This is a genomic window from Leptospira noguchii serovar Panama str. CZ214 (genome assembly GCF_000306255.2).
GTDB lineage: Bacteria > Spirochaetota > Leptospiria > Leptospirales > Leptospiraceae > Leptospira > Leptospira noguchii.
This window is the reverse complement of the sequence record NZ_AKWY02000015.1, coordinates 85,040-109,223: the sequence shown is the minus strand read 5'-3', so window position 1 is coordinate 109,223 and position 24,184 is coordinate 85,040. Positions and strand designations below refer to the sequence as shown.

Sequence of the window (24,184 nt, the reverse complement as noted above, 5' to 3'; positions counted from 1 at the left end):
AAATGACCAAAATACTTCTCTCTCAAGTGAATAAAAATTGCACCGTATCAGATTTCTTTGGAATCGATGGCTCAAAAAACCTTCAAAATTCCTTCCGAAAAACTCTCCTTTCATCAATATCAATCACTTATTGAAGCTCTTAAATCTATGAAATCTCGTTTCGAAAGAGAAACAAACCTTAGAAATTCTTCTCAACTTTGAACCAAAAAGATTCTTAAAAGAATGTTTTTTAGTATTTTTTTATACTTTTCAGTCTCGTTTTAGATGCGTTTCTGGAAGTATACTTGTGGGTGGGGACATCAAAAAGTAAAGTTCTTTACAAGATTCATTGCGTCTCTAAAATCAAAACGTGTCAAAAACTACAATTATAGAAAGAATCTGGCCAGCAAAAGAAATCGTAGAAGATCTATTTGAACTTAGAAAACAATCTCCCCTAACACATGTTATGACTAACATAGTAGTAACCAATTGGACTGCTAACGTGTTACTTGCGATAGGTTCATCCCCTGCTATGGTAATCGCAAAAGAGGAAGCAGGAGAATTTGCAAAAATTGCAAGTGCATTATTGATCAATGTAGGTACGGTCACTTCAGAAGATTCAATCGCCATGAAAATCGCGGCGGCGGCGGCCCATCAAACAAAAACGCCCTGGGTATTAGATCCAGTAGCCGTGGGAGCGCTCGGATTTAGAACAGAATTAGCAAAAGAATTACTCAATTTCAAACCGACTGTAATTCGAGGAAACGCGTCCGAAATACTAGCGTTAGCCGGAACAGAAGGGGGAGGTAAAGGAGTTGATTCCACGGCCCTCTCTTCTGACGCTTTACCTTTTGCTAAAATACTCGCCGAAAAAACAGGAGCCGTAATTGCAATCAGCGGGGAAATAGATTACGTAACAAACGGAAAAGAAACCATTTCGATCAGCGGAGGAGATCCTATCATGACGCAGGTAACCGGAGTCGGTTGTTCCTTAGGAGGTGTAATCGCATCTTTTTTAGGAATTCAAAAAGATCCTCTACGAGCAACCGCGTCCGCGTCCGCAATTTTTGCAATTGCAGGAACACGATCCGCAAAAATATCAAAAGGTCCTGGAAGTTTTGCAGTCAATTTTTTAGATCAATTGAATCTACTTTCGACAGAAAAATGATTATAAATCAATTTTAATTACTCAGAAATATAGTATAGAACCCTAAAATTCTGTTCTCGAAATAGAAATTACTTTCAAAAATTATGGTATTCGAATATACAGGAATCAGTAAGAACTACATAATAAAAATAAACAAGTCTATCTTATTTTTGTTAGCATTTCTTGTCAACGGATGCCTACCCCAAAAAAAGATTCATGTTCACTTTAAATTAAACGAAAGTCAAATGGAAGATAAATTCGTAATCGATAGCATTAAAGCAGAAAAATACATTCAATTTTTTGAAATTAAAAAATATCAGGAAAAATGTATACAGATTGAAATTGAAGCAAAACAACTAAAAAAATATTCATTTGATTTAGATACGATTAAAAAATCAATCGTTAAAGAAGCGTATCAATCGGGATTAGAACCCCAAATTCAAAACGAAAAAATCATTTACATATAATAGAGTTGTTGAAAAATTCCATAGTTAAAATTAACAAAATTGCTTCAATCAACCGTTTCTATGAAACAGAAACTAAGTGAAAAATTAATTAATCAACAACTCTAATGGAAAAACCGCATCTTTCGAAACTTTCCTTAAGAGTATCCAAACTTTGCGAATTTATGAAAATTCTAAAAATCAACTAATTCCGATTCTAGAATTGATTCGATACAATTCCACTTTAAAACCAAAACTTGCATCCGAAACAAAAAAATATGACTTCGCAGAATTGATTTTTTAATTGATGAAACTGATAAAGAAAAATTAGAAAATTTTTAAAAAATGAATCTTACTAAATCAAAAATCCTGAATATACGTTTATATAAAACTCTAAATTTATTTTATCGAAGGTTTGTATAATTAAACAATGAATCATTTTTTATAAATTTTTCTTGCATAGAACGCCTTCAAAATTAAGATCAGGCGCGTTTAACTCAAGTTCAAAAGGATCAAAAAAATGGAATATCAGTTTTTACTTACCGAAATTAGAAATCAGGTTTTAATCGTAACCCTCAATCGACCCGAAAAATCCAACTCACTAAACGTACAAATTAGAGACGAACTTGAAAACGTATTCAATGTAAACGCAAATAACGAATCCGTAAAAGCAATTTTACTCAATTCTTCAGGCAAACACTTTTCAAGTGGATACGACTTAGAAGAAGTAATTCAAACAAAATTAGAATCATTTCGGCATAGAATATTAGAGTATCATTATGCGCTTTACAGCTTTCCCAAACCAGTGGTTACAATATTAAAAGGATTTGCATCCGCGGGAGGTTTTGATCTTGCTCTTTGTGGAGACTACATCGTCTCTGAAAAAAAAGCGATTCTTTTCAGGCCGGAAATTCGATTTGGAGGCCCTCCTCTAATTACTACACTCGCAAGAAAAATTGGACCTACTAAATCTTTGAGTTTAACTCTAAAAGGAGATCCGATTCGATCTTCTCAGGCTTTGAATTTGGGAATTATAGACGAGATCTACGAAGGCGATAACATATTACAACACTCGCTCCAAATCGCTTCTAAACTTTCACAATGGAATTTGAATATGTTATCCACATTGAAACGAATCTCGAATAATTATTTTATGGGGAATTTATACGAAAATTTAAAAAACGAATTTGACGAATTTGTTTCCGTATTAGAAGATCCTAAATTTTTTCAAAAAGTTCAAAACTACGCGGCAACGATACAGCAGTGAATACCCTTTATAAAAATTTCATTATTTGAAATTTAGCTTTTATAGAATTTTTCACCGAATCATAAAACCTCAAAATCTTGTTTAAAGTTGAGGTGCAATTTCCGATTCTTGTAAGTATTCGACCTCGGAAGTATTGGAACTCTTTATCATTAGTACTTTTGAATTTACTTGATCAGACGAAATCGAATGTACAATTCCAGACGGTATAAAAAGAACCTCTTCTGATTGTAACATTATAGGTTCGGCTCCAGGCAAGGTAAGCTGAAGACTTCCACGAATTACATAATAAACACAATCGTCGTTTCTAAGAACAAGATGAATTTTCTTAGGTAATTTAGGAATATTGAATACGTTTACCCCAATCTTACCATTGGCCAACTCAACCGAAAATTTTTTCGTTTCTGAGGAATTAAGAAAAGTTTGTAGATTAATTTTTCTAAGCGGGGACGAGGTAGGAACTTCTTTGCGACAATCAGTAAATACTAGAACAGTTCCAAGAAATATTATAAAAAAAACTTTATTCATGATCAGATTTAAATACTCAGAATAGAAACCCTAGTAGGAAATCAAAAGAAATCGATTTCCTACTAAAAACAAGACTAAAACCCGTAATTGACAGTTACGTCTTTACAAGTAATCGCACTTGTTTTTGCATCTATAGCGCAAAATTCTACTTTTGAACTGGAAATTGAAATAAAATCACGAGTTTCATAAAATCTATAAAAACCTTTTGATGTTTTAACTACGTCCGTAGTAGACGACGACTTACAGTTTGCCATAAAAAGAGCAAATACAACGAGAAACAAGCTAGTTAACATTTTCATCTTAATATGCTTCCTTAATAATACTTGGATTTTTATACTTTTCATTTACATCGTTGCAAGTTAGATCTCCGTTTTTTTCGACAACACAAATATAATCGTCAATATAATCGTCGAAAGAACCACCACAACTTTGTGTGGGACAAAAATTTCTATGAAGAACGATTTTGTCCTTATCGAAGACGCTTACTTTCGCAAGATGAACTGTTGAACATTGTACCAAAGTAAATAGTACGATTGCTAAAAAGAAAAATAAAATCATATTTTTTTTCATATTATCTTAACCCTTTTATCACAGCAGGTTTACAATCGAGTAAATCATTTGCGTCGATATTACATAGAACCAATTGACTTGAAAGACGTTTAGGATCATAAGGATTTCCTGTATCCTTATGAACGATTAGATAAAGGCGATCTCCAGCAAAAGCGCCGGATCCGACTCGATACTTCACACAATTTGCAGTAAATAGTAGGGGAAATAAAATTGCCCCAAACTTTAAAAAGCGCATACAAGCTCCAAAATGTAGTATTTTTCAAAACAAAATTCGCACTTGATTTTTTAAGTCAATAAAATACCAGAAAAGAGTTAAAAAATAGATCAAAACGTTTCTTTTAAAAATTATTAATATTTCTATATTCATTAGAATCATACTAAAAGCCGTTTCTAATGTGTTAAAACGACCTACAGTATTTTGAGATATATTCTCAAAATACTCATCTCATTTTTTAGATTTTAGGGAACCTCGTTATAAATCAGGAAATTTATATGAATCATAAAAATCCATTTTTCAAGAATGAATATTCCTTTTATATAAAATCTTTTTGAAAACTTAGATTTTTTATCAGTTTTAAATTCCCTTATTTTTGAGATTATAAGATAAAACCTATGAATGAATTCACATTTAAAATTGAACAAACTCATTCTTAAGTATATAATAGAATTGTTGAAAAATTAGTTCCCTTCCGTTTTTTTCATTAAAATGAATGTGTAAAATCGTTTGTATGATTTTTTCAACAACTCTAACTTAACGTGTATTTGGTATAATACAAAAAGGATCGATAGGAGGGAGTTCAGCAAAACACTCTTTCAAATTAAAGACGATTGTTATATGCTATTTCCTGCATACAATTGATTAACCAGAGCGAGAGCCAGATTTTCTTATATCAAACTCATGTTGATATAGAATTGAAATCTAACACCAGAATCATAGAGAACGATATTCTAAGTTCTCAAACAACTCAGCCGAAAACAAGAGCACGAGTGACCCAATAAAATCCTTACACACAACGATTAGAAATTTAGTTTTTTATTCTATTGTGTTTAGCGTTTGAATCTAAATGTAACGTAAGTTCGGCGTAATTTTTACAAACAAACTCTAAAAAATTTAGGCTGAAATATAAGTTAAACTAAATTCAAAAAATAGAATATATTAGATAAACCTAAAAGCCGAGTTTTGTTTTCAAATTTTAAAAAAAGGGAATATTAACCGAATTGATGTGGTAAGAAATTCGGTTGGAGCTTGTCGGGATCGAACCGACGACCTTCTGAATGCAAATCAGATGCTCTCCCAGCTGAGCTAAAGCCCCTTGTTAATACCGGCTGGGCCTGATGTGATTTGAACACATGACCCCACGCTTATCAAGCGTGTGCTCTAACCAGCTGAGCTACAGGCCCGGTAAGAGACATGTTTTTGGTTGAATTCTCAAATGCAACAGTTTTTTACTAAAAAACTGTTGCAGACTTAAAAACCGTTCCTTCTATAAACTCGAATTTGATGATCTAAAAAATCTGAAATTACTAAGTAACGATTGTCGGGTGAAACGTCAAGGCCCGTAGGTTGATTACCAGCTTCCCAAAATTCCTTAACCGTGTCTGTAGTCGTGTCAATGACATACACTCTTCCAAGCACCAAACCTTTTTTGAGATAACCTTCAGTTGGATGGTTAGGACCTCTACAAGAAACATAAAGATATTTTCTGTCAGGAGAAAGAGCAATCGTATTCGGTTTATCGAATACAGGAATCGACTTTTGAACTTTTTTTTCTTTTAAATCATAAACTTCGATTTTGCTACAACACATATCAGAAACATAAATCTTACTTTCAGTGTTGCCGGAAACGATATGACGTTTGTTTCCCGGAGGTCCAATCGTATCGATGAGCTTTTCCTTATCCATGGAATAAATTCCAAGTCTACCACCTCCAGATTCTTGATTACTCGCGGAGAATTGAGCGATGTATAATTCTTTACCGTCTTTCGAAAGAAGAAGTCCGCGTGGAAGACCAATCTTATCCGTTTTACGAATTTCCGTTTTCGTTTTTCTATCGATAACGGAAATATCCTCACTGATCCAATTGGAACAATAGACTAAATCTCGTGTCGGATCATAAAGAAGAATTTTAGACCACTTACCGTTTAGATCAACTGTCGCTTTATACGCGAGAGTTTTTAAATCGAACACGTGAACCGCATTCGCCTGCATTTGGCTGACCCAGAGTTCGTTATGCTCCGGAATCGAAATTGTTTCCACAAAACCCAATTTCTTTTTGTACTTTTCAGGAGGAGAAAGTCTGACGGTTTCGCCGGTATTTATATCCAAAACGTCCATACCTTCATCTTCTAAAAGCGGAATTGCAAGTCTAGTATTGTCAATAAATCGAACACTTTTAGGTTGAAATCCAGTTTTAAATCTTGAGATAAAACGGTGCGTTATGCCCTCTTTATCCAAAGCTATCAGTTTTTCATTCAGCTCTTCCGCCTTTTTGATACGGTAAGAAGAATTTTGAAAACCAGGAGAAGAAAATTTTAATTCAATTTCTTTTCCGTCCTTATAAACCGGAACTACCATTTCAACCAAAGCAATATTCTTATCCACTTCTAAAATTTTAAAAGAAAGAAGCTCTTCACCAGATCGTATTACGGTTCCTTTATAAGGATGAATGTTAAACTTAACAATTTCGGTTCCGTTTTTTTCTCGATTGATTGGAGAGGAAAATAAAGAAGAATCTCCGCTTTTACAGCATACTAAAAATAGAAATATAGGAATTAACAGAGTTACATCCGATTTTATTTTGATAAGTTTTAGATGATTTTTTTTTAGATTTGAATTCAAGAAATACTCCTTAGATGTTCTTTTTAGCTTGTGTTTGATTTCCTAAAATCAAGTTGGTCCAGTAAAAAGGACGTATTAGAAAATGATAAATTGCGAATGTGATTCCAAAAACCGATAAAAGATGCAGGATAAATTTTTCCGCAATCCCCAAGGAAGAATGAACCACAAAATAACCGGCCAAAAGAGAAACAGGATGGTGCAAAAGATAGATAGGAAGACTTGCGGTCCTCATATATTCAGTTCGATCGTTTTTAAAATCGAAAAATTTCTGAAACAGACCGATCAAAAGCCGGATCATCAACCAACCGGCGGCGCACTTAGAAAAAATATGTAACATCCTTCTCCAATTTCCAGTATAACCAAAGTAAGACCAAAATGGATCTATCCTACTGATCTCGTAAAATCCCCAGAACGAAAGTAAAGCAAGAGGAGCCCAGATCCAAAAACGATCCGATTGAGGTTCCAAAAGAAAAGTTTCCTTAGAAATCAAAAAACTTCCACAGAGAAAAAAAGTAAAATTATAAACAAAGTTTACTGGTTCAATTGCAAACCAGGATTCATCTTTCAAAAAATAGAAATTGATCATACAAGTACCTACAAAACTAATAAAAGTAAAAACGAGGATCGTCTTAAATTCTTGTATAAAACTTTTTTGGTTTGATTCTTTATTCAAAAGAAACGCCAAAGGAAGTGTAATCTTTCGGGTTAGAAGATGAAGTATCGTAAATAAGATCAGAAAATAAAGAAACCAGAGATGAGAAGGTCGAATATTATAATTTAAGAATATTTTAAAATAGAAATCAAAGTAAGAAATTTTAGTTCCGGCTTGTAAAAGAGACACATAGGATTGCATAGGTGCAAAAAGTAAAATCCCGACAAGCGTCGGAATAAAAATCCTAAAAATTCTCATTCTTAAAAACTCTTTCAGAGTTTTGGTTCTAAAAATCGCCTCCGTAAAATATCCTGAAAGAAAGAAAAAAAGAGGCATCCTAAAGATGTGAACCCATTCACCGAATATGTCGAAAATCTCCGATCCTTGTTCGTTCCTTAGGGGATATTTGATTTCGGCAGCGTAAACGATCGCAACGTGAAATACTAGACCAATTAAAAGAGCAAAAGAACGAAGATTATCTAAATAAAGAAGTCTTTTTCGAGTTTTAGATAAAGTCGACTTAAGGTTCAAACATCCACCGTATATTTAAAAAGAGAATCTCGAAGGATCAACGTCGCAGGATCTTCTTTTTTTTGTTCCACCATTTTATCTTTTACTAATAGATTGATTGCACTTACCAAGTCCTTATGTTCCAGTCCAACTCTAAGAATCGCCCATCGAATAAAATGGTTCAGAGGAATTTTACAAACACTGCCTTCTTGTGTTCCATATGTTTGAGAAAAATTAATCAGAGCCGAAGTTACTAAATTCTTTTTATCCGCTTTTAAAAGAGTAGTGATCGTTTTATTGGTTTCTCTTAATCTGGAAGTAAGAATTTTAACAATTTTCATGGAAAAGCCGGGATTGGTTCGTATCAAATTGAAAAATGCACTTTCATTGATTGCAATGAGTGAAACGTCAGTCTTTGCAACCGCTCTTGCGCTTCGAGGAGTTCTATCGATCAGTGCCATTTCGCCGAACATATCTCCCTCTTTTAATTCTACGAGGAGTTTATAGGCTTCTTTTACTTTTTTGTGAATTCCGACTTTCCCGTTAACGATCAAATACATTTCTTCCGCTTCTTGATTCTCCTCAAAGATAATATCGGATTCTTTGAATTCGACCCCTAATTTCTCAACCATGGATTGGGTTACTTTCATAGTTTTAACGGACCTTAATTATAATATCACAATCAATTCATTTTTTTGGAAATTGGACCAGCATTGAAAGTTTCAGAACTTAGATCAACTAAAATCCTAGAAGCAAAACTTCTAAGGCAAATTATAAAAAGCCTATATTGAAATAAAAATTGCACCCAAGGCCGAAGGTAAAATCTTATAGCAACTCTTAAACCTCTATAAAATAAATTTTGAATTCGATGATAATCGCAAAACAACGATTTTACGTAAAAATTTGATTTTCAAATCCTTATTTTTGAATTTTATAGAAGTTCACTCTATTTTAAAACGAACTGGAAACTACAGTCATAATTGATTTAATAAAGTTGTTCAAAAATTCTATAGCTCAGATCAACAAAACTGCTTTAATCTACAGTTTCCATGAAACAAAAACTGATGGAGGATTCATTTTTCAACAACTCCAATACTTATCTAATAGGGAATTTAATATAAATTTGATGTCTCTAATCTTATTTTTTCCGTAAAAAATAAAATGTGGGAACTACTATAAGTTTGGTTTTTACAAATCCATTTTGAAAACGTGGTAACTCTTACTTTTAGAAAAAATTTCCTAGATCCTAGACTATTGATTTTAATGTGAATTCGGTATAAGGAATTCATTTTTCTGAAAAAAATTGAGATTTAAACTTTGTGGATCGATTCCAAAACGCAGGAACTACTGCAAATCAAGATTTTACGAATAAATTCTAAGAAATGTAGGAACTTATATTTTTAGAAAATTTGGGCAAATCCGGCTGTATGGTAACCGGACTGGGCTCTCAGCTCTGGTCAATAAATTGTATATAAGAAACGTATAACATATCATCTTTATTGTAGTTCTCAAAGTGAAGATGAAAAAGTTCGGAAGATTTTTTTCTATATCAGAAAATCATACTTTTTGCAAGTAAAAAGGTCTAATTTTGTCGGAACACTTAAAAAAATCTGCATTTTCGCTCCTTTTTACTACTCGGACGCAAATCAAAATAATTTATGCTGAACTATTTCAAAAAGCCAATCAATTGAAGTTAATAGAATCTATTGAAAACATCACATCTTTGGTAAAATCGATCTGGAACTTTTAGTATGTCCAAGTAGTAATTCAAAAAACAAAAAACGTTTTAACTAACCTAGTGACGAATTATTGGGCACATTTTTACGCAGCATTTACTTCAAATTGTACAGGACTTACAAAGTCTAATGACGAATGAGATCTGTGTCTATTATAATAAACCTCTATATGATCAAAAAGTAATTCTTCCGCTTCTTGAATTTTATAGAAGTAATTATATTCCATTTCTCTCTTCAGAGAACCAAAGAAGGACTTGCGGCTGCGTTGTCCCAACAATTCCCTTTTCTGCTATTGCTCATTCGAATTTTGTTGCTGAGCAAATATTTTCGAATTCCGTTCGAGTAATAATTAGAGTTGTTGAAAAATTCCATAGTCCAGGTCAACAAAACTGATTCAATCGACCGTTTCCATGAAACGCAAACTGATAAAGAATTAATTTTTCAACAACTCTATTGAATCTCTAGAATTTTTATCACAAAGCTATTTGTTTATTACTGAACACAAGAAAATAGTACCAAGTTTATTAACGATCGAATTTGGGAAAAAAATAGCGGTATTTAAAAAATAAAGCAAATACGGGATTTCGGCATTTTGGAGCAGAACCAAAACATTCAAATTATTGAAACAATCTAACCCAAGTATTCTATTTATGCGCCCGAGTATTAAATGAAAAATATTACTCATAACTATATAATAAAGTACCTAATATTTTGCATGGAATCAGTGTTTTGTGATAAAATTAACGGTACTCAATTTTATAGAGATCAGTAACACCTGTAATAAAATTCCAAGTAGCGCCTTTTTTAATTATAATTCAAAGAAAAAAATTGGTACCAAATAGATGAGAAGAGAATATTCAAAAATCCGCAATTATGTTATAGAACCCAAAAAATAAACCTGAAACATTTTTATCAAAAAAAACGTCTAAATAAGCTCGTATGATGAGATTTTTGTCCGTAGGTTCATTTATAATCGATTGAAAGAGTCATATAGATTCCAAATAACGCAAGTTTAACGATTAATGGATCTCAAAAAGACAAATTACTTTTAGATTTCAATGTTAGATTACTTTCACAACCGTAAAGTAAAATTCATATATTATAAAATTTCAATATAATGCCGTAAGCAAACGTAAAATCACGAAAAAGGAGAAAAAAATGGCAAATATAATCAAAAAAGATCGAGTGAAAATACGCTTCCTCTGTGATCAAGTAGGAGAACTAAAATCAAAAGGACTCAATGTAAGAACGGTATTCGATCAGTGCTGGAATCGGATTCCGGAAACAATGATACAAAAACTCAACGCCGAAGAACTACTCGTTTACATACAACGACATATTCTTCCGACCGAAATAACTTTGATGAATACAAATAAAAATGTAGAAGATTACAAAAGTAAAACTGCATAAAAAACAGAGAAGTTTTTATTAAAACACAAGGCGTTCTATAAAACGTGTCCGTGAACGTTACCGTCAGGAATGTGCGTTAAAAACGTTACTGAATTTTTAATCAGTCTTTATTTTTTGTCTTCTCAATAGACAAAAAAAATCCTGAATCGGAAAACGATCCAGGATTTTTTAATATATTCAATTTTCTGAATATTTTTCTAATTTTCTTGGCTTTGTAAAGAAAATCTGCTAATATCCAAAACCGTATAACGGGTTTCCGCTCCGGTAAGATTTAAAACGGCGGAATCCCCTGTTTTTTTACCAAGCAAAGATTTAGCCAGTGGAGACTGATAGCTGATAATATGTTTTTCTGTATCAGCATCCCAAGCGCCTAAAATGGAATAAGCTACAACTTCTCCCGTGGATTCGTTTTTGAGTTTTGCGGTAACTCCAATATTGATCTTATCCGTTTTGACATTGGTAAGGTCCAAAATAATCGCGCTTTTGATTTCCGCTTCCAGTCTCTTGATAGCCGCTTGCAATTGAACCTGTTTTTCCATAGCAGCTTTATATTCAGCGTTTTCCCGTAAATCCCCTCTTTCCTGGGCTTCTCCAATATCTTTGGAATTTTCCGGCATTTCTACATTAAGAAGGTGTTCAAATTCTTCTTTCTTCCGGTTGAGCGCGCGCCTTGTAACTAAAATAGCACCTTCAGGAATACGCGCAAGAATGTCATCGTCCTCTTCATCCTCGTCTTCATCTTCTTCCCAAGCGACGTCAGGTTTCAACTCGACAATCAAAGAATATAGGCGTTCTTTTTCAAGATCGGTAAAATATGGAACTTCTTTATAAAGGGCGTATAACTTACGGATGTATTCAGAATCTCCGGAATGGATCGCCTCGCGTAAAATCTCGTCGTCGTTACCGTGTAGGATTTCCTTACAAGCATTCTTAAGTTTAGTTCCTTTATCCTCTATCTTAGCAAGAGGTTTAAACATACGGAAAACCTTAAGGATCAACTCAAGACGTTCTTCTTGTTTAGAAGACAAAAGCCATTCTCCTTCCCAAATTTTGGTAAGGATCGACTTAGCGACCCAGATAAAAACTTCAGGAGTTTCTTTTGCTCTTGTGCCCGCAGATTTAATAAATGAATTAAGAAGATCAAACTTACCTTCTTCTTCCAAGATGGAGAATACGTATTTGTTCACCTTGATCGGAACTTCAAAAAGAATTCCAGTCAAGACCTCTTCCGGACTATGAGCGTGTTTGCGAACTAAATTTACATAACCCTTTTTGATTTCCGCATTTCCGATCTTAGTGGAAACTTCAATCAAAGAACTGACCGGTAAGGACTTGATCAGTTCCGCAATTTTAGACTCGTTTAGATGTCTCGGAATTTCATCGTCTCCAAGTTCTTCCGACGCGGTTTGCAGATATAAAAACGCTACGATCTTACGAACCGGATCAGCCGCTTCCTCTTCTTCATAATAAAAATGATTGAAAGTTTCAATGGCGCCTTCCGCATCCTCTCGGTTATCTAAAGCCTCCATTGCAATATCTAACTTTTTATTTGCGTCCGTCTGGTGGGCAAACTTCTCCGACAATTCTTCCGACAAAGAAATCGCTTTTTCACGATATACTAATTCGTCTTTTTTCTTTGGATCAAATCCTATATTGGGTTCTTTTTTAATGATATTCTTAGCTTTGTTCCACCACTTAGACCATTCTGCAACCGGAAGAAATTTTCCAGAAACTTCCGATTTAATATCCGCGGTCAACATTCTGTTGTTAAAAGAAGTTAAAAGTTCCTTAAAAAAATCGGGAATATTATTTTTAAATAATTCCGTAATCTCGTCTTTATTTTCATAATATTTCACCCATATGTGATCTCTTTTCAGAGGTTTTAAACTAGTAATCGCCATCTGAATTGAAAGTTTATGATCCTTCTTATCTTTAAAGTCTACAAAGATAGAATCTCCGTTAGGAGAAATAGAAGTAATTTTCCCTACACCCCAGTTTCTATGAAGAACGTAGTTGTTGGTATCGAATACGATGTTTCTTTCGAAATTTGCGATACAAACTTTGATCGGTTTTCTATTGTTACCGATCTCAGACATTTTGAGAAAATCTTCCAAAAGAGAATGATTTGTATACTTCGCTTTATAAGCTCGGATGAGTTCGTTTCTAGCTTTGTTGGAAGAAGATTCGTGTTCCAAAATCTTCTTTAAAAGATAAATTACCTTGTCCCAGTCTTCTAACTGTTTATAAGGTTCCACGATCGGATAAAGATAACCCACAAGTCTGGTTCTTTCGCGATGACCCAACATGATTCTTTCAATTCTTTCAAAAAATTGAAGGTCCTCGTGGTTATTGTTTACGATGATCGACCAGATCTCTTCTAACTGAACGTAGTCCTTTGTCTTAGCAAAAGTTTCGATCGCTTGTTTGAGATACGTAATCGCCTTTTCTTTATTTTCTTCTAAAATAGAAAGTGCGTATTTTTTTAAAATTTCGGGATTTTTACGATCGTGTTTTGCAAGCTTTTCTAATACAACTTTAAGTTCTTTATTCTTTTTTAATTTTTCAAGAGCCTCTGCTTTGTATTTAAGCGCGAGCCTTTGATCTCCATATTTCAGGATTTGATCTGTAATGTGTTCTATGATCGCCCACTTACCAGCTACTTTAAAAGATTCTAATAGATTTTTTAAAAGACCAGAATCGCTTATTTCTCCTCTTTCCAAAGAAAGAATTCCAAGTAAATATCTTGCTGAAATACTGTCTTCGTGTTCGGAGAGATATTCTTCGATTTTTCGTTTTGCTTCGTCTATTTTTCCGGCAGACTTATAAAATTCAATGAGATCATCAAAAATCTTGAACTTGGACGCAGGAATGGAATTCGCATCGGTGCGAACGTAAATTTCTTCGTTAAAAAGAGATGTCAGCTTATCCAGATCGTTAGCCGGTCTGGATTCCGTAGTTGCTGATATTTCGTTAGACATAGGATACTCCACCGATTGAGTTTCGGCTTGATGATGAAAATTGGGACGTTTGGGGTAAAATTCCTCTCTGACAGCCCTGTATTTATCAATTATAGGCGAGTTGGCTTATCCGTAAACCAGAATTTAGAGAGAAGAAGAAAGCCTGAGAAAGTGAAAAACGGGATTTAAGAATATCCCGTTTTTCCTTAAAAACTTTTTACTTGCCTGCAGCACCGCCGCCGGTACCACATTCTTTTTCGACTTTGGTCTTGAGCATCTTATCCAATTTATGTTTGCTTCTGCAATCTTCGTCATCGAAATCGATAGACGCTCCGTCAAAGTGAACTTCGAATACATCGGATAATACTCTTAACTCATCAAAGAAAAGATACACTGTTTCTCCGCTCGTATCCGGACGAGAACGAACTTTAAACTGTTTGAAAACGATCGTCTTTACTTGTGGGTAGGAATTTACATCCTGAGGAACTCCTTGAGGAATATAAACGGTCAATGGTCTCCATCCGATAAAGTCTAAAGACCCAAATTGAAGAATGTGAGTGTCTCCTTTCCAATCTTCAATCCAACCTTCTAAATTATACTCGTTTCCTCTTCCACAAACCCAAACAGACATTGCCTTACTAACTCCCGGAAATTCCACTCCGTAGATTTTAGAAACTTTTTTCTGATTGTTTGCATCTAAGTATGCCTTAGTACGAAGTATTTCGTATTCAGGAATTCTAGGAGGGCGAATCGTTACAGCATTCTCACCTGGATAAGTGAATTGAAATTTAACTCCTAAAACCTTTGCGGTCCCTGCATCTACGTTCTTTATATCTCCAGGTTTACCTGAAATTAGTTTTACTTCTCTTAGAGCTTGAGCGTTTTGTGCAGTCGCTTGATACGTTTGCTGTTGTCCACCTTGTGGCTGTTGTGTATCCTTATCGGTAGTAACTTCCCAGCCATAAGGAGCCGAAGGCGCCGGATTATCCCAAGATTCCACCGTGATAGATCTGAGTTCCAGACCACTTACATCGATTCCTGTAGCGGTATCGATTCCACGTTTGCCTTTAATGATGTTTTGTCCATTCACGATTCCTAATAGAATGACTCCTCCTATAATTGTAGTTAGAGCCGTAGTGATTTTGAACGAGTTCATGAATCTTCTCATGTTTACTTTCCTTTTCCCGAAGATTACCAATTATCTTTAATTTCCGATCCAGGATACTTCGCATCCGATTTATCGGCACGAACTTCCAAATCGTCCACATAAAAGTAGAATTGTCCTCCCACTTCGTGAACGTCGCTGACTACAAATAGAGATACAAAATGAAGATTCTTATCTAAAAGAGCGAATCTTGTACTTTGAGGCACAAAACCCGGAATCGTTGCGGTTAGTTTTCTCCAACCGAAGTAGTCCAGTCTTCCTAATCGGATGTTGTGAGTATTTCCTCTGTAGTCTCTTAGTTTAGCAAAAAGAGTATGACGAAACTTTCTTCCCAAAGCCCAGATAGATAACTGACGAGCTTTTCCTTTTACTACATATTCGTGAGGAGGAAATACTTCCACTCTGTCAAATCCTCTGACGGTATAATTTGTTTTTACTCCCAGGATATGATTCTTTTCGATCTGATCCCCTCCGTTATCCGGAACCGTGTTTTCGTCGAACACGTCTCTCATCAGTCCTCTTTGAACCATTTTAAGAACCTTTGTTTCTCCGAGAGGAGTTGTTGACTTCGCTCTCCAGTCTTCCGCCTCTTCGAAATTCTCTAAAATGAGTTTTTCAAGAGGATCCGGGGTCGCCCCTGTTTGCTGAGTCTGATTGTTTCCGGTCTGCTGGCTATAGACACCTGGTACTGCAAGAATGCAGAGCAGTCCGGCAAGTAAGATGATCTTCTTCCTCATGAGAATTTCTCCTGGTTACAAAATACAAAATAAAAAATCGTTTAGAGACAAGTCCCGACTCTTGAAACCACTACTTAAAAAGTGTGAAAGAACCTCTTAGACCCGAATCGATTCTATGTTTCTTTTTTCTAATTCTTTTAAAAAGAATTTTAAGAAATCCGATCCTATTAACGCCTCTGTATAAATATCGGAAGATAAAGGATCAAAATTAGCAAACGAAAAAGTTTTTTAACAAATCGTGAATTTTTTTAAAAGGGTTTTAAAAACGAAAATTTTTATAAAGAGAACGTCCCAAACTATTGGCTTCTTTAAAATTCTGTTTCTTTTAGGATTTTATGGAGATTTTAGGACAAACTCAAAAGTAAATTCTCAAATCTAAAAAATTAGATGCCGGAAACAATACGTTCTCTGGACACAACGTCCCAAAGGATAAAAAGTATGGTCGGCAAAACATCAACACTATGACTCAGTATTCAAAAAACACCGTTTAATTTTTCTACAGAAACTAATTGCAAAATCTTAGAATCAATCACCTTTCAATTTTCGATAAAATGTGGTAGTTCCCGCACTTTAATTTTACCGTAAAATATAGGTTTGCGAGAGTTCCCACAGATTAAGTCGCATTACGAACTTTAATTAAAGTGAGTTAAGCGTAAGAAATTCATTTTTCTGAAAAAAATTGGAATCTGAACTTGGCAGATCTATTTTTTAAATTGCGGGAACTATTACAAAAAAATCTTTATATTCAAAAAATATAATTCTTAAATTCACTTTCTTTTTTCAAAAAACTGACCTAAAAAGATACAAATGAACCAAGAATAATTGAGAAAAAAAAGCCCGGATAGTCCGTACATTCCAGCTCGAACAAGTTTCTTTTCCGGGTCTGCGATCGGCCTAAAAATTGTAGGATATTCTGAAACGGCAAGTTTATAAATTCTTCCTGCATCCTGAACGGAAAGTTTGTAATAAGGATATAAAGAATGATTTTTTAAATTTTCGCCCCAAAAAAAGACGGAACTCCCCCAACTGCAGGTCGGAAGTTCCATTTTCTCACAAGCTACCCAAACATGAACCGGATCTCCTTCTTTCCAACTTGATGAAACCAACGGGGCGACATGAAAGTAAATCGTTTTGGTAAGTTGTGGTTCCGTCTTTGACTTGCTAATGGCAGATCTAGAAGAAATATAATCTGGAAGAATTTTTACTTCTCTAAATACCAAAATTCGATTTTTTCCGAACTCCCCACTTTGTGAAAGATCCATCTCTTTTCCGACAGGAATTCCTAAAAAAAATCCTATGGTATGACTGATATAAAGTGAAGAAACTCCCGCCGACAAAAGACTTAAAAACAATGCGACGTAGAGAAGATTACCAAACTTTGTACTGAGACGGATAACTAGAAAAAGCAAAGGAAGAAATAGAAATAAAAGCCAAATGATTGTGAAAAAAACGGAACCATACATTCCAAGAGGTATGAATAAAAGTGCCATTCCATTTACAAGACCAAATCCAATCAGTAATAACTGCCAGGTTAAATTTTGTGGAGACGGTTCCATTGGAAAAGGACGATCTCCAATTTTTACGAGAGCAAAAATCATAATTCATTCGACGATTAGTTTTTGATTCAATTGCAACCAGATTTGACGAATTCGATCCGTCTGCGCTTCCGGTCCTGAAATGGAAAACAAAAGACCACGATTTTCTCTTAAATAATATTTTTCTAAAACGATCATAGGAACCTTTCTTCCGTCTCTGTGAAAAATTTCAAAACGAGTTGTATAAGAATCATCTTCCTTTTTTCTTCTAAAATTTGTCTCCCGAATTGTTCTAGAATTAATTCCACGCTTGAGATCCCAGAGTTGAAAATAATTTTTAGAAGTATAAATCGCCGCAACCGGATGATAAGAAAGCCCTATCGTTAATAGAATTCGATCCGGTTTGTAGTTAAGAAATTTTTCGGTTTGGGAACGATACATTCTTTCCCATTCTTCTTCGTTTTTATTTTTTGCCAATCCACCATACCCTATCGATTGATAAAATCTTCGAACTTTCCAAACATGATCTCCTTCGGTTCCACTTTCCGGAGTTTCCAGTTCGGGAAATAAATGTTTCCAATCGTTTGTAGTTTCCAAGGAAAATCGAAATTGATCACTTTCAATTTTTAGAATATTCTCCTTTATGCAACCATACGGATCAGTAAGATCGTCCAAATTCGTTTTTTTATGGGCCATGTGTTTGATCAGTCGATTCAGTTCTTCCGTCGCGGTTCTGTATCCTTCTGGTACAAGTTTTCCAAATTGAAATCGATAACAAAGTCCAATCCCTTTTAATAAACGAATCGCAGAATATGGTTCACCGTGTTTTGCTAATGCTTTTGCCTCGCTTAGATGAACGTCCAACTCAGAAACATCCGGAAACACCTCCCTGAAATTCCGATCCACTAAAAACTCCACTCTTCCGTCCTTGTAAAACTTATAATTTCTTCCGTGTAAATCGGTTTTCCAAACAAAATGGACATTAGGTCGAAAGTATTTCATTACTTTGTTATAGATTACAGCCTCTTCTTGTTCTTGATCTTCATACCAACTATCTCGGAGTAAAGGGTCTGGAGCTGTAGTTTGTGTTTGCGCCAATATAGGCTGAAAAAAAAGTAAAAAAGATAACACATTTAAAAAACTAAATATTCTTATTTTTTGATACATTTGTATCAACCGTCCATATTTTAATTTTAAAATTTATATTAGAGTTGTTAAAAAATAAATTTTCTTCTGCCTTTTTATTAAAACAAATAGATAAAATCGGTTGTAGATATGAATTTTTTTTAACAACTCTATTGTGAAGAACAAATCATATTCTATACAATAAAAATCCATTCAGTATAAAAATTTTAAAACTAAAGTAATTTCTTTGTTATGAAGCCCCCGTCCCTAGGATAATATAAGTATAGTATTTTATACTGATATATTTTTTTGTAAGTTATGGGATACTAAAATTAAATTCCTATCATTGAAGCCTTTTATTTTAGGCATACTATCTAAAAACCAAAAATATACTATCTTTTTTATTATTCGACACATGAAAACATTACTTAAAAGCCATCTCGAAATACTTTATCTTTACTTAAAATGCCAATTCTGATTATTCTAGGATATTTTTGAAATAACTTATATGCTGAATTTGTTTCAAAACTCAGAATGTAGGACCTCTTTTAAAAAAACCAACATTCATGGTAGATGTATTTTTTTGAGCACTTCCGTAGTTTTACAAAATTGATCCGTTAAATTTTTTGGGTTCTTTTGATACACCCGAATAGTGAACCGTTTTAATGTGCATTATTAAAATATCGTTATGTATTATTAGAAATAAATTACTGGCAAAATAATATTTAGATTGATAGAAAAAATATAACTTTCCACAAAACCAGAAAATGAAATTCCGAAAAAATATTTTTACAAACATGCCTGATTTCGTTAGAACAAACGAGTGGTTTGGAAGCGGAGGAAGCGCAAACCGGCCAATTATTATTTCAGAAAAAGTAAAAGAAATAATAGAAAAAAATAAATGGAGAGGGGTATTCTCAAATTCTATAGAATTAATTTAAGACACTTCTATAAAATGCAAAAAATGAATTCATAAAAACGAAGCTTTAAAGTCTAAACGAAATATAAACTTTGAAAGGCAGCCGTTGAATCTGTATCAGTTATAAATATATTAAAACATTAGAATATTTAAAAATATAAAAGTCAAATTTTTATTATCATAGAGTTTAACAATTATGCTTGATCAATTCCTACAATTGAGCATAATCATAATTTTTTTTAAATTAACCCAAAAGGGATCGATACAAGGAAACTTTAAGCCATGTTTCTCTCAAACTCAGCGCCTCACTCTCCATGGATCGCTCGACAGGTAGCATTCTATATTAAAACTAAAAAATATTCTCATATATAATTTATTGACAAGAGCAGAGAGCCCGGTCCGGCCTAATTTTTTTACGTCGAACTTACTTAATATAAAATATCCTTCAAAAAAATACATTAGCGCATACATTCATCGGAAACAAATTTATAAAATATGAACTTAACAAGAAGAGAAAAATTTTAAATCTTCAATCGAACAACGTCCTCAGATAAGAAATCAAAGAGAGTCTGAAGATTTTTTGTTTTTGATCAGGAACGGAAGATAGTATTACCGGATCAACTTTAATCACAATCGTATAACAAGAACTCTAATCTGATATTTACTTCTTTGTTCAGCTACTAAATCCGTTAAATATATAGAAGCAGTTGGTCTTTGTGCTTAAATTTTTTAAGATATCAATTACCTTCATGAAATCGTTGTTTTGCGATCGTCATTCAAAAAATAATTCATTGTATAAAGGACTACTACACCTAAATACTTAAAACATACTTTTTTAATATATAGCGTATATTATGTATTTTTAACATATTAATTATTTATTTGTTGAATTATGACTAATTTTTCTCCTGAATGTCGAATTCAGGAGAAAAAATGAAACAAATTCTTTCAATTACATTACTCATATTCTTGGTCGGGTGTGTCACAGAAAACCAGGAATCCGGAAAATCTTCCTCAATTCTTTCAGGAGTTTTTAATCAACAACTATCAACTATTAAAACTTACGCTTGATCGTGAAAAAAATTCTTCCTATATTTCTGTATCTAACGTTAGTTACTTTGTAGACTCGGCCGGGGGAAGAGATTCTTATCCTGGAACTTCAAATCAACCTTTCAAAACAATCATCAAAGCATTATCGTTAGTTAAATTTGGAGATTCTATCTTTGTCGCACCCGGAACCTATGATGTCGCTTCTGGAGAACGATTCCCACTTTATGTACCTGATGGAGTTAACCTCATTGGAGACGAATTAGGCAAAGGTATGGTCGGCGGAGAACAATCTACGGGCTATCATGGTTCGGGGTTCTTTCCTAGAGTAGGACCGACTTTGATTTCTGGATTTCCTACATCAACTAACGACACGCGTTTTACTACGATAACAGGCCGACGCCTAACAACGATTGCAGGATTCCAAATCAGTAATACATATTCCCATCCTATGGAAGGTCCCCTTAATGGTGTGGCAGTACTTTTACAAGATGCTGGAACAACAATTCGAAACAATACAATTTCGGCCCTTGGAATTAGCGTAAACATTCACAATCTAGTTCAAGGCGAAGGGGGTCATGTTATTACTGGAAATAAAATTACTTCTGCCATAAGAGGAATCGACGGCCCTGGATCCGTACAAGGACCACCCAGTAGAGTGGAGAATAACACTATTTCTCAAAATCTAATCGGAGTGTTGACTAACGCAGACGGTTTGGATCTTGGAGGAGGAAGCACCGGAAGCGTGGGAAACAATATCCTTTCCTGCAATTTAAGTTATGATTTACATACTGGAAGTAACGAGCCAGGAAAAATCTTATATGCGGTGAACAACAAATGGGATCACTATCCTCCCACAATAGCGGACTTACAACCAAATGTGGACATCATAAACAGTAACTATAATGTTACTATTTACGTAAATGGACATACCCTTGCAATGGGAGCGTGTCAGTAAAAAACCTTCCCCCTTTTGTTTAAGAAAGGGGGATTTTTCGAAAACGTTTTTATATCTTCGTTTTATAAAACACAAATTTAACGATAACGGTTACTCAATGAAGAAGTGAGATGTTAAAAACGAAGAAAGAATACTTGGTAGTCGATTAAGTTCCTTCAGCTATTTGATAATAGATGTCATCTTTAACTCTAACAATTTTTTCCGTCCAAGAGATTTCTCTATATGCATATAATAAAATATACTTCAGTAACTAAATGCCCATAACGCTAGTTTCAAATGTTTTAAGGAAATATTAGAAGTTCTTGATTCTAAGTTAGCTACGTTTAAGACAGCGAATCACATTTTTTCTAGTAAGTAATCTACAGAAAGCGAGTTGTAAAACAGTAGAGTCCAGATCTTTCCAGAAGAAGTGGCGAACTTCGCGTTTGGAGGATTGCGGAATGTAAGAAAAGAATTTTTCAATCGCTTACGATTTGAAAATAATTTCCTTCTTTTCCGTTTTCGTAACGTTTCCAATTGATTTTCTTACCAACCGGAATATAAGGATAATTTTGTTTTTTGATTTTCATTCCGTGAACCAAAGAATAAATTCCGGCAGCAAGTGAAATTGCAACGTCTTTCTTACGTTTTGTCATCAAGACCATATCATTTTCTTTATCTATATAACCGATTTCTAAATAAGCAGAAATAGCATTGATAAAGGTGGGTAACGCGTATGTAGAAAGATAAGGTTTGTTGATCGGCCCCGGTTCGGGAAATTTTTCCTCGGTTTTTATTTTTCGAAGCCCATACTGAACAAATCTCATCAACTCTGCAGAAGCATAGTGGTTATCTCCGCCAAAACCTTCTCGGCCGTCTTCTCTTCTCCAAAGTTCTGGTTCCGCCTTTTCTCTTCCCCAAAATTTACCTTCGGCTACAAAATGTTTATGAGTTTTAGAGTATTGCCCCTTACCTCCAACCTTTGCCAATTCTTCCCATCCGGCAAGATCCTTATATTTCCAGCTAACCATATTTTGGCGATAACCTTCGAACGCGGATAGATCCGCTTTTTTTCCACTCCGACTTGGCCAATATCCGTAAAAGTAAATCCAAGCATCTGCGACAGCATTTTCTAATTTGGACCAACCTTCTTTAAAAACCATCCAATCTTTCCAAGGAGAATTTTCAAACTTCTCCTTCTGATATCTGCCTTCACTAATTCCTTTTAATATGTAAAAAGTTCTATAAGAAGGAGTAAGCACTGCCGCCATTCCACCGGGATGTTCCTTATAGCTAGGATTGAGATGAAGGGAAACAACCAAATTCGGTTTTTCACGATTAATAAACGAAATCCTTCCAAATTGTATCTGTTTGTTTTTTTTATCCGGATAATCAAAAAGGCGATACGGAGCGTTAGGATCCTCAATGGAGGTATATTCTTTTTCTTCGGCGTTTTCGTTTCGAGTCATTACCGAATCAATTTGTATCCAAGGTAAATCTTCATTGGTAAACGATTTCATATAAGATCGAAAAATTTTAAATCCTTCCTCGGTTTTAGTAAGGTCTAAAACCTCCTTTAGTTCTTTAGAAAGTTCTAATACGATTATTTTTTCTTTAGTTCCCTTAAAAGAAGCCCCAGCCTTGTAAAGTTCCAGATATTTATCCGAAATTGGATCGTATTTGTCTCCGTGGTCTTCTTTGGGTTTGAGATCCACCCCACCATGTCCCGGATCGATCACTATTTTAAAAGTTTTAATTGGAGATTTAGAAACTGGTTTAGAATCCGCCTTTTCAGGACCGGCCAAAAGTACCGATCCCGAAAACAGGAAAGTTAAAAAGATAAAATTATAAATCGAAAAAAAGTTTTGAAAATGCCTCACTATTTTTTCTGAGCTTCTGAAGGTTCGGAATAGATCATATTTCGATTGTCGCTTAGATCAATCTTATATTTTTCACGAATGTTTTTACTTTCCTCTTCCGGTTTGAGATTACTCAAGATAGAAATTCCATATTCCTTTGCAATTCGAAAGTGCATTAGAGAATCCTTATACCTTGAATCCCTGCGCATTCTGTCGGCCTGGATCATCTGATAATAAGCAATCTGAAGTTTATGATGATTTGCGGAAATTTCTCTACTCCGAGCCAAAGTAGGCTGAGTAGAACCGTTCTGAGTTTGCTCCACACTTACAATTGTATCCGCACATTCTCCCAGAAGTTGATCTGTTCTTTTATTGTAATGATCTGAAAACTTAATATAGAGTTTATCCATACTTTCTGTAGTCTCACGCATTTTTCTTCCAGCCACCACGTATTGTCTTCTGTAATAATAATGAAGTGCGTCGTTGTATTGTTTCCAGATAGAGTTCAAATCCTCGCTTGAACCTTGAACGTTAGAACCGAAATTTTTTGTCACAGTTGCTAAAGCGTGAATATCGTTTTTTACTTTTTCCTTCATAGAATCCAGAGTTCTCGCATAATGAAATTCTTCCAGATAATCCCCTTGGTATTTAGGATCATTAGTCGCATTTGCAAGTTCACTACCCTTAGCCTCTTCTTTGGATGCGTTTGTTTGAGCCGAAATGGACAACGTCAAGAAGAATAAAGTCGAAATTGAAACTAAAATAAAAAATCGAAAATATTTAGATAACATGCGAATCTCCTGCACGGAAGTATAACACAGTGTT

18 protein-coding genes, 2 tRNA genes and 4 pseudogenes are annotated in these 24,184 nt (G+C 34.4%); 7 read left to right on the top strand and 17 right to left on the bottom strand.

The window, feature by feature from the left end; translation table 11 throughout:
- The 4 genes and pseudogenes from LEP1GSC059_RS06210 to LEP1GSC059_RS06190 form a co-directional block, all read left to right on the top strand.
- A pseudogene (locus tag LEP1GSC059_RS06210) lies at nt 1-201 on the top strand (hypothetical protein); the annotation flags it as partial.
- A gap of 148 nt (nt 202-349) precedes the next feature.
- Nucleotides 350-1,147, top strand: coding sequence for a hydroxyethylthiazole kinase (gene thiM, locus LEP1GSC059_RS06205; protein ID WP_017214149.1), 798 nt, complete (start codon nt 350-352; stop codon nt 1,145-1,147).
- A 224-nt stretch (nt 1,148-1,371) separates the two neighbouring features.
- Entirely contained in the window at nt 1,372-1,593 is a 222-nt protein-coding gene (locus LEP1GSC059_RS06200; protein WP_004440096.1) for a hypothetical protein, read from the top strand.
- 496 nt (nt 1,594-2,089) lie between these two features.
- Nucleotides 2,090-2,836, top strand: a complete 747-nt coding sequence (locus LEP1GSC059_RS06190) for an enoyl-CoA hydratase/isomerase family protein (RefSeq protein WP_017214146.1) — start codon at nt 2,090-2,092, stop codon at nt 2,834-2,836.
- Nucleotides 2,837-2,917: 81 nt separating this feature from the next.
- On the opposite strand, the gene LEP1GSC059_RS06185 is transcribed toward LEP1GSC059_RS06190, so the two are convergent.
- From LEP1GSC059_RS06185 to LEP1GSC059_RS24075, 10 genes and pseudogenes are all read right to left on the bottom strand, one after another.
- Nucleotides 2,918-3,361 (bottom strand): cupin domain-containing protein, encoded by a 444-nt coding sequence (locus LEP1GSC059_RS06185; RefSeq protein WP_017214145.1) that lies wholly within the window; start codon nt 3,359-3,361, stop codon nt 2,918-2,920.
- Between the two features lie 74 nt (nt 3,362-3,435).
- Entirely contained in the window at nt 3,436-3,660 is a 225-nt protein-coding gene (locus tag LEP1GSC059_RS06180; protein ID WP_020980465.1) for a hypothetical protein, read from the bottom strand.
- Between the two features lies 1 nt (nt 3,661).
- Nucleotides 3,662-3,931: a hypothetical protein gene (locus LEP1GSC059_RS06175; RefSeq protein WP_017214143.1), complete on the bottom strand. Its 270-nt coding sequence runs from the start codon at nt 3,929-3,931 to the stop codon at nt 3,662-3,664.
- 1 nt (nt 3,932) lies between these two features.
- The gene (locus LEP1GSC059_RS06170) at nt 3,933-4,166 is read right to left on the bottom strand and encodes a hypothetical protein (protein WP_004430990.1); all 234 of its coding nucleotides are present in this window, start codon (nt 4,164-4,166) and stop codon (nt 3,933-3,935) included.
- Between the two features lie 1,005 nt (nt 4,167-5,171).
- Nucleotides 5,172-5,244, bottom strand: a tRNA-Ala gene (locus LEP1GSC059_RS06165).
- 14 nt (nt 5,245-5,258) lie between these two features.
- Nucleotides 5,259-5,332: transfer RNA gene (locus tag LEP1GSC059_RS06160), tRNA-Ile, on the bottom strand.
- 67 nt (nt 5,333-5,399) lie between these two features.
- Complete coding sequence (locus LEP1GSC059_RS06155) at nt 5,400-6,770, bottom strand: YncE family protein (RefSeq protein ID WP_020980456.1); 1,371 nt, start codon at nt 6,768-6,770, stop codon at nt 5,400-5,402.
- A 10-nt stretch (nt 6,771-6,780) separates the two neighbouring features.
- Nucleotides 6,781-7,953, bottom strand: a complete 1,173-nt coding sequence (locus LEP1GSC059_RS06150) for an acyltransferase family protein (protein WP_017214141.1) — start codon at nt 7,951-7,953, stop codon at nt 6,781-6,783.
- Nucleotides 7,950-8,582 carry a Crp/Fnr family transcriptional regulator gene (locus LEP1GSC059_RS06145; protein WP_036025069.1) on the bottom strand — a complete coding sequence of 211 codons (633 nt, stop codon included), beginning with the start codon at nt 8,580-8,582 and terminating at the stop codon, nt 7,950-7,952. The genes LEP1GSC059_RS06150 and LEP1GSC059_RS06145 overlap by 4 nt, the downstream gene beginning before the upstream one ends.
- 1,171 nt (nt 8,583-9,753) lie before the next feature.
- Nucleotides 9,754-10,022: pseudogene (locus LEP1GSC059_RS24075) on the bottom strand (integrase core domain-containing protein); the annotation flags it as partial.
- Between the two features lie 804 nt (nt 10,023-10,826).
- On the opposite strand from LEP1GSC059_RS24075, the gene LEP1GSC059_RS06130 reads away from it, so the two are divergent.
- Nucleotides 10,827-11,078, top strand: coding sequence for a hypothetical protein (locus LEP1GSC059_RS06130; RefSeq protein ID WP_002176198.1), 252 nt, complete (start codon nt 10,827-10,829; stop codon nt 11,076-11,078).
- 197 nt (nt 11,079-11,275) lie between these two features.
- Here the strand turns inward: LEP1GSC059_RS06130 and greA are convergent, their stop codons facing one another.
- From greA to LEP1GSC059_RS06105, 5 genes are all read right to left on the bottom strand, one after another.
- Nucleotides 11,276-14,056: a transcription elongation factor GreA gene (gene greA / locus LEP1GSC059_RS06125; protein WP_002176403.1), complete on the bottom strand. Its 2,781-nt coding sequence runs from the start codon at nt 14,054-14,056 to the stop codon at nt 11,276-11,278.
- Nucleotides 14,057-14,252: 196 nt separating this feature from the next.
- Nucleotides 14,253-15,203, bottom strand: a complete 951-nt coding sequence (flaA1, locus tag LEP1GSC059_RS06120; protein ID WP_002176389.1) for a flagellar filament outer layer protein FlaA1 — start codon at nt 15,201-15,203, stop codon at nt 14,253-14,255.
- 23 nt (nt 15,204-15,226) lie between these two features.
- The gene (flaA2, locus tag LEP1GSC059_RS06115) at nt 15,227-15,937 is read right to left on the bottom strand and encodes a flagellar filament outer layer protein FlaA2 (protein WP_002176328.1); all 711 of its coding nucleotides are present in this window, start codon (nt 15,935-15,937) and stop codon (nt 15,227-15,229) included.
- A gap of 767 nt (nt 15,938-16,704) precedes the next feature.
- Nucleotides 16,705-17,535, bottom strand: a complete 831-nt coding sequence (locus LEP1GSC059_RS06110) for a hypothetical protein (RefSeq protein WP_002176307.1) — start codon at nt 17,533-17,535, stop codon at nt 16,705-16,707.
- Nucleotides 17,536-17,538: 3 nt separating this feature from the next.
- Nucleotides 17,539-18,639, bottom strand: coding sequence for an LIC10775 family protein (locus LEP1GSC059_RS06105; RefSeq protein WP_020980459.1), 1,101 nt, complete (start codon nt 18,637-18,639; stop codon nt 17,539-17,541).
- A 695-nt stretch (nt 18,640-19,334) separates the two neighbouring features.
- Here LEP1GSC059_RS06105 and LEP1GSC059_RS24070 point away from each other — a divergent pair.
- A pseudogene (locus LEP1GSC059_RS24070) lies at nt 19,335-19,538 on the top strand (hypothetical protein); the annotation flags it as partial.
- Between the two features lie 911 nt (nt 19,539-20,449).
- Nucleotides 20,450-21,521 (top strand): annotated as a pseudogene (locus tag LEP1GSC059_RS06100) (LIC10774 family surface protein).
- A gap of 458 nt (nt 21,522-21,979) precedes the next feature.
- On the opposite strand, the gene LEP1GSC059_RS06095 reads toward LEP1GSC059_RS06100, so the two are convergent.
- Nucleotides 21,980-23,380 carry an N-acetylmuramoyl-L-alanine amidase family protein gene (locus LEP1GSC059_RS06095; protein ID WP_020980467.1) on the bottom strand — a complete coding sequence of 467 codons (1,401 nt, stop codon included), beginning with the start codon at nt 23,378-23,380 and terminating at the stop codon, nt 21,980-21,982.
- On the bottom strand, nt 23,380-24,150 hold the full coding sequence (locus tag LEP1GSC059_RS06090) for a hypothetical protein (protein WP_002176237.1): 771 nt from the start codon (nt 24,148-24,150) through the stop codon (nt 23,380-23,382). Before LEP1GSC059_RS06090 ends, LEP1GSC059_RS06095 begins: the two co-directional genes overlap by 1 nt.
- Nucleotides 24,151-24,184: the final 34 nt, after the last annotated feature.